Here is a 7,476-nt window from a genome sequence, read left to right on the forward strand (position 1 = left end):
ATATGTGGAAGCGATTTGTAGCAATTGGCGATAGTTTTACAGAGGGGATAGGGGATGAAGTTGAGGGAATTGCATTAAAAAGCTGGGTAGATTATTTTGTTCAACTGTGTGAAAACGATATAGAATATGCCAATTTTGCAAAGCGTGGGTTAGTAACTAAAGAAATTCGCTCGCAGCAATTGGAAAAAGCGCTAACTTTTAATCCAGATTTGGTTAGTCTCATTGCAGGGGCAAACGATGTTTTAAAAGGACGTTGGAATCACGATGCATATAAGAACGATATGGAATTTATGATAGATACATTAAGTAAAGCAGGGGCTGATATTATTATAGCAAACCTTCCAGATTTTACAGTTAGGCTTCCTTTTGCTTCTGAAAAAAAACAAGTAATAAAAGAACAATTATTAGAGGCAAATGAAGTTATACATTCACTGAGCAGAGAGTATAAGCTTCATCATGTTGATTTTTGGAATCATCATTTAGTTAATGATAATACGCTTTGGTCTAAGGATTTAATTCATCCAAACTCAAAAGGATATGTAAAAGTTGCTGAATTAATTTTTAGTAGTTTGCCTGTACAGAAGACAAAATAATAGTTTGCAATTTAACGAATATGATATTAATTGTATGAAGCTATGTTTTTTAGTAAATAGAAAGAACTAAACATTTAGCAAACAAAGCGTTTCTACGATATATTTCTACAGTAGTGCACAAATACAGAATCACAAAGAAAGATCACTTATGGAAATAGGTGGTCTTTAAATGTTTTTATAACTAAATTAGTATATACTGTATTACTAACAGTTTCGTACTACATAAAAATTAAGTTCTCTTATAGAAAAACTGATTTTATATTATCTTAAAATATAATAAAACGTTCAAATCATATTTTGGGTATGTATCTTAATTGTGAATGATGTGTAATTTTTTGAAGTATAAATATCCAATAAATAAAATAGGTAGTAGGTGCAGAAGTATTAATACTATATTATTCAATTCTTGTTATGAGTACATTAGTGATTGGTAATATTATATTTTTATTATCAACTTTAGTTATTGGGATTAATTTGCATAGAAAATATGTAGGATAAGAAAAAAATATACTTTATTGTATATTTTTTTTGTTTAGTAGGATTTACGGTCTCTTTAAACTATTATGTTAATAAAATTAAAAAACTTAATTCTTGATACCCTTATGGTTAAAGCTATCTATAAAATGAAAATATAAATAAATAATAGTTTGTTATGATTTGTGGATTTGGTTTTTTATCCGAATTTTCTGATTCAAATATTTCAACTTTATGAATATAGTAGGTGAAATATTTGTGTGATAGTATTTGAGATAGAAAAAAGCCAACTTTAAAAAGGATGTGAATTGAATGTGTAAACGACTGTAAAGGGTTATATTAAGGCAACGTTTAGCTGTTATTAGTGTAAGGTAAAGATATATTTTGTAACAGTTGATATAAAAATGAAGAAATAGGTACGCTTTCGTTTGTCTGACTATTTTAAATATATGAAAAATAAGACCGGTTTGAGTTTTGGCGAAGTTAAATTCTAGGTGAGATGTCAATAATGATTAATTAGGTTTAATAAAGAGGTACCTTATACGCAAAAGCGTTTATATTAGTAACCTAAGGAGCTTGCTTTTATGAAAACTACTGATTCAAAAGGCCTATTAGGAAATAGGGTTTATTTACAAGTTTTCTCTGCCTATTCATTGCTTATGCTTGGTGTTTTTATTGATATGTTAGCGATTATGACTATAGTTGGGTTTGAATGGGAAGTAGATCCTACTATGATTGGATTGATTCCTGTTGCATATGCACTTCCTGGAATTATTTTTGGCTCATGGGCAGGTGTTATTGCAGATCGTTTTAGAAAAATTCCAATTATGATGTTCTGTAATCTAATGGTTGGTCTAATAACAATTGCTCTTTTATTTGTACAAGATATCCACTGGCTCTTAGTGGCATTAATGATTCGTTCCATTTTTATTGTTTTCTATTATCCTGCACAGCAAACACTAACAAGACAGATTGTATCCCCGGACTTGCTTACTAAAGCAGTAAGTATCAACGGAATAGTAGAGCAGGGTACCAAGATAGTAGGCCCCCTTATAGGGGGCATGTTGTTGAGCTGGTTTCAACCAGAGTTCTGCCTCATTATAAGAGCTATAAGTTGTTTATTAGCTACCTTAGTTCTCATACCCACAATAAAATTTAAAGAAACTATATCGAAAGAATTTGTTGAACAGCAAAAACAAAGTACTTGGACCGCTTGGGTACAAGGGTGGGGTTATGTGTTATCTAATCGGATAATATTATCAACCATGATTTTCGTTACAATAGCCATGGCGGTATTACAATTAGTAGACTCACAATTCCCAACTTTATTTAAGAGCTTATTCCCACATGATAAAAGTAAAATGGGATATATCATTTCTATTATTGGTCTTGGCGGAATACTTGGTGCATTACTAACTCAGAAATTAAAACAATTTCAATATGGCTGGGTAGTATGTGGAGGTATGGTTTTAATGGGAATTGGTTTTGGGGGGATTGGTTTGATAACGCCCGGTACGGTCTTCGTTTTAGCTTATTTAATTAGTTTTATCGCTGGTATCGGAAGTGGGCTGATGCTTGTATCTAATCAAGTCATTTTACAAATAGAATCCGATCAAGATCAAGTAGGAAGAGTATTTGGTATACAAAGCAGTTTAACAAACGCAGTTCTAATTATTTCTCCTGCTATGAGTGGTCCATTAGTGCATTTGTTTGGAGTAACTCAACTCTATGTTTATGGAGGGATTGGGCTTGTTATTATTGGAGTAATTGGAGTTTCACTGCAGAAATATTTATGGGCTAAACATAAACACGAACCTATAAGAGCAAATAATTTTTGAAGGGAAGATTTTTATGACCAATGAGGAATGCTATCCATTAAGCCACCCGCAGCGAAGAATATGGTATACAGAAGTCGTTCATTCTGATAAAGGAATATGTAATTTAAGATTTTTATTTAAACTTCATCGAAAAATGAATTATTCAAAATTAAACCAAGTTGTGAATCGCGTTATCAGTGAAAATGACGGTCTGTGCATTAGGTTAAAAGAAAATGGGCATCAGGAACCGAAACAATATTTTACTAAACATGAAGAACAAGAATTTGAGTTTTTTGATTTCAGTAATGTGGAGAATACAAATTTGCTTGAGGAATGGATTGAGCAGAAAACAAAAGAAACGTTTACATTATTTAATTCAAATTTATACTATTTCGCTTTAATAAAATTAAACGATAATGAATGTGCAGTCTTTGGAAATGTTCATCATATTATTATGGATGGTTTATCAATTCAAATATTTACTGAGCAGATTGCAAAATATTATCATGACATGCATAACGAGAATGAGGAAGGCGAAATTAAAAATTCATATGTTCAATTTCTGACCAACGAACAAACATACTTGAATAGTAGTCGCTTTCAAAAAGATCAAAAATTTTGGTTAGAGGAATTTAAAACACTGCCATCTGTGACTGGATTGAAGCCTTATAATACGTACCAAGTTAGTACAAAAGCATCACGTGAGACGTTTATATTAACGGAACATTTGAAGAGAAAGATAGAAAAATTTTCTGAAGATTACAAAAATAGTTTATATACTCTTTTTGTTGCTGCTTTTTCGTTGTCCATGTATCGGTGGACCTCATCGCTTGATATTGGTTTAGGAATGGCTTACGGCAACCGTATGACTAAAATGGAACGAAAATTGATTGGAATGATGGTGAGTACAGTTCCTTTAAGAATGGATATTGATCCAGAAGAAGAAGTACTTTCATTTATTAGTAGAGTGTCCAGAAAACAAAGTAAATCATTAAGACACCAGAAATATCCATTTGATTTGTTATTAAAGCAGATTAATAAAGAGAATAACAGTAATGTGAGACTTTTCGGAACTACGATTGATTATAGGGATCGTGATGAAAGTGGTGACTCACTATGGATTCCAAACCGTGAAGAAGTACAAGATTTTGCAGTTCATATTGAAAATCTAATTGATATAGACTCTTTACATGTACATATTGATTATCGTGAGGAGCTATTTTCTAAGGAAGAGATAGAACGATTCTTTAACGTTATGCTAGTGATACTGGAAAATATTTTTGAAAACCCAAAGCAGAAGGTGGCTGAAATAGAAATCATTTCTGAGGAAGATAAAAGAAAAAGTTTAGTTGAGTTCAACAATCCTAAACTGGATGTCCCACCTCAAGTAACTATTCATGAAATGTTCGAACGGCAAGCGATGATTTATCCAAATGCTATTGCAGTTACGTATGAAAAAGAAAAAATTACTTATAAGGAGCTTAATGAACGTGCAAACCAGTTAGCTCATTATCTGCAGAAAAAGGGAGTAGGGCCTGATACTTTAGTTGGACTGTGCGTTGAACGTTCCCTCGAAATGATTGTAGGTATTTTAGGAATTTTGAAGGCTGGTGGGGCTTATGTTCCACTTGATCCAACATATCCAGAGCAGCGACTTCAATATATTTTAGAAGATGCTAGCATTCAGTTATTCGTAACGCAAGAAAGTTTAAAAGAATTGAACTGGTTACCAGAAAATGTTGAGTCGATTTGCCTGGATTGTGATCAAGATGAGATTGGGAAAGAAAGTAAGACTTTTCCGGTTTCTAGTGTCGGTCCCCAAAATCTGGCATATGTGATCTATACTTCGGGATCAACAGGAAATCCAAAAGGTGTTATGATAGAGCATCACAATGTTATACGGTTATTTAAATCGACGGATTGTTTGTATCAGTTTAATGAAAAAGATACTTGGACGCTTTTTCATTCGTATGCATTTGATTTCTCAGTATGGGAAATTTGGGGAGCGTTATTATATGGTGGAAAATTAGTTGTTGTTCCGTACTGGATTAGTCGATCACCTAAGGATTTTTATCAATTATTGGTGGAGGAAGAAGTCACAGTTCTAAATCAGACACCTTCCGCATTCCGCCAATTAATACGAGTGTGTGAACAAGAAGATAAGAATAAAAATTTGCAGCTGCGTTACGTGATATTTGGCGGAGAAGCGTTAGAACCTATTGGCTTGTTACCGTGGTTTCAAAGGTATGGGGAGAAAAAACCACAGTTAATTAATATGTATGGAATTACAGAAACTACAGTTCATGTTACATATTATCCAATTACTCTAGATGATGTGCAGCATGCTTCAAGAAGTAATATTGGAAAGCGGATTCCCGATTTAGAAGTGTATATACTAGACGCTTATCAACAACCTGTTCCTATAGGTGTTGATGGTGAACTTTATATTGGTGGAGCAGGATTGGCACGTGGATATTTAAATAGACCTGAATTAACAGCAGAGCGTTTTATATCTCATCCATTTAGTAGTAATCCGAAAGCAAGATTATACCGGACAGGAGACTTAGCTAGGTATTTGCCAGATGGGAATCTAGATTATCGTGGAAGAATTGATCATCAGGTTAAAATACGTGGTTTCAGAATTGAGATTGGGGAAATTGAGTCTACTTTAAATACATATGCATCTGTAACAGAGGCAGTTGTAATTGTAAGAGAAGATCAGCCGGGCGATAAAAGATTAGTAGCATATGTTGTAGGAGATGGAAATGTAGATGCGTGGAGAGAGTATCTTAAAGCGAAACTACCAAGTTATATGGTTCCTTCGGGATTTGTGGCGATGGAAGCTATTCCACTTACAGCTAACGGTAAAGTTGATCGTGAGGCCTTACCTATGCCAGAGGAAAAGCAGATTAATAGTGAATGTGTTGGCCCTCGGAATAGTAACGAACAGATACTGACTACTATTTGGAAGCGAGTATTAGGTGTTAAAAAGGTGGGAATCTATGATAATTTCTTTGAAATTGGTGGCGACTCGATTCTCAGTATTCAAATCATATCTCAAGCAAGTCAAGTGGGGTTAAAACTTACTCCAAAGCAAATGTTTGAATGCCCAACTATCGCTGAGCTGGCACAAGTGGCTATAGAAACGCAGGGAGTACAAGCGGAGCAGGGAATTGTGATAGGTGATGTGCCTCTTACTCCAATTCAGTGCTGGTTCTTCGAGCAAGAACATCCACATACAGAGCATTGGAATCAATCAATGCTTTTAAGAGTAAAAGAAAGATTGAATGTGAAATTACTAGAGGGAGCGATATTAAATTTACTGAAACATCATGATGCTTTACGTTTCCGGTACGAACAGTTACCAAACGGAACGTGGAGGCAGAGAAATGAAGGGACTGATGAGCTGTCAGTACTCCATGTTGTAAAACGTAATCAAGTTAATGAAAAAGAGTGGAATAAAATAATACAAGAAGAGATGAACATTAATCAAGCTAGTTTCAATTTAGTTACTGGTCCGTTAATGAGAGTAGTGTACTTTGAAGATAACTTGACTGGAAATGATCGAATATTCTGGGTGATTCATCATTTAGTAGTAGATGGAGTGTCATGGAGGATTCTATTGGAAGATTTACAGGTGGTATATAACCAGATGAAACAAGGTCAAGAAGTTCGCTTACCTGCGAAAAGTACATCTTTTAAAGAGTGGTCTGAACGACTCCAGACATACAGTGATTCGGGGATTTCAAAAGAAGTACAAAATTATTGGAATGAACAAGTAGAAAAAGAAACGATGAAAATTCCAATGGACTATCCAATACAAGAAACAACAGAAGAATCGATTGATCAAGTGAAGAGGACTTTAGGAATAGAAGAAACACAAACATTGTTACACGAAGTTCTAGTCACTCATAAGACAAGGATTGATGAGGTACTATTAACGGCATTAGGACAAGCTATCGTTGATTGTATAAATCAGCAAACCGTTTCTATTCATCTAGAAGGACACGGAAGAGAAGAGATGATTGAAGGTATTGATTTATCAAGGACAGTGGGCTGGTTCACGAGTATTTATCCCGTTCATCTCAATTTTCAAGGAACTCAGACACCTATTGAAGGGTTAAAGGCTGTCAAAGAACAATTACGTCGAATTCCAAATCGCGGAGTTGACTATGGTATTTTACGTTACTTGAATAAAGGATTACTTCCGTTTTATCAGCAAAAGCCTTCAATAAGCTTTAACTATTTGGGCCAATTTGATCAGGTGTTTTCAAGGGACTCTTTGTTTATGCAAGAGACAGGATTTACATTTTTAGATCATGCTCCAGATTCCAAACCATCTCATCTAATTGAAGTTATCGGAATGGTGAAAGATGAAAAGTTACATTTTATTTGGATGTATAGTAGGGAACAGTTTTCTAAATTAAAAATTCAAGTGATAGCAGATGGTATGTTAAGGCATCTCCGTCAACTTATAAATAAACCAACAACAGAGTCTGCTTTTACGGTATCAGATTTTGCTGATGCAGAGGATCTTACGGAAGAAAGCTTAAGCAAAGTATTACTTAAATTAACAAAGAAGAGGGTGTAAA

At 34.2% G+C, this 7,476-nt stretch carries 3 protein-coding genes; all 3 read left to right on the top strand.

Annotated features, from left to right (window positions below; all coding sequences use genetic code 11):
• The first annotated feature begins 2 nt into the window (after positions 1-2).
• Positions 3-593 (top strand): SGNH/GDSL hydrolase family protein, encoded by a 591-nt coding sequence (locus ACTFN4_RS22785; RefSeq protein ID WP_000265900.1) that lies wholly within the window; start codon positions 3-5, stop codon positions 591-593.
• Between the two features lie 1,058 nt (positions 594-1,651).
• The gene (locus ACTFN4_RS22790) at positions 1,652-2,905 is read left to right on the top strand and encodes an MFS transporter (protein ID WP_000858621.1); all 1,254 of its coding nucleotides are present in this window, start codon (positions 1,652-1,654) and stop codon (positions 2,903-2,905) included.
• 13 nt (positions 2,906-2,918) lie between these two features.
• Positions 2,919-7,475, top strand: coding sequence for an amino acid adenylation domain-containing protein (locus ACTFN4_RS22795; RefSeq protein WP_439962823.1), 4,557 nt, complete (start codon positions 2,919-2,921; stop codon positions 7,473-7,475).
• Position 7,476 lies beyond the last annotated feature (1 nt).

Source organism: Bacillus cereus group sp. MYBK95-2 (assembly GCF_051915225.1).
In the GTDB taxonomy this organism is placed as follows: Bacteria; Bacillota; Bacilli; order Bacillales; family Bacillaceae_G; genus Bacillus_A; species Bacillus_A cereus.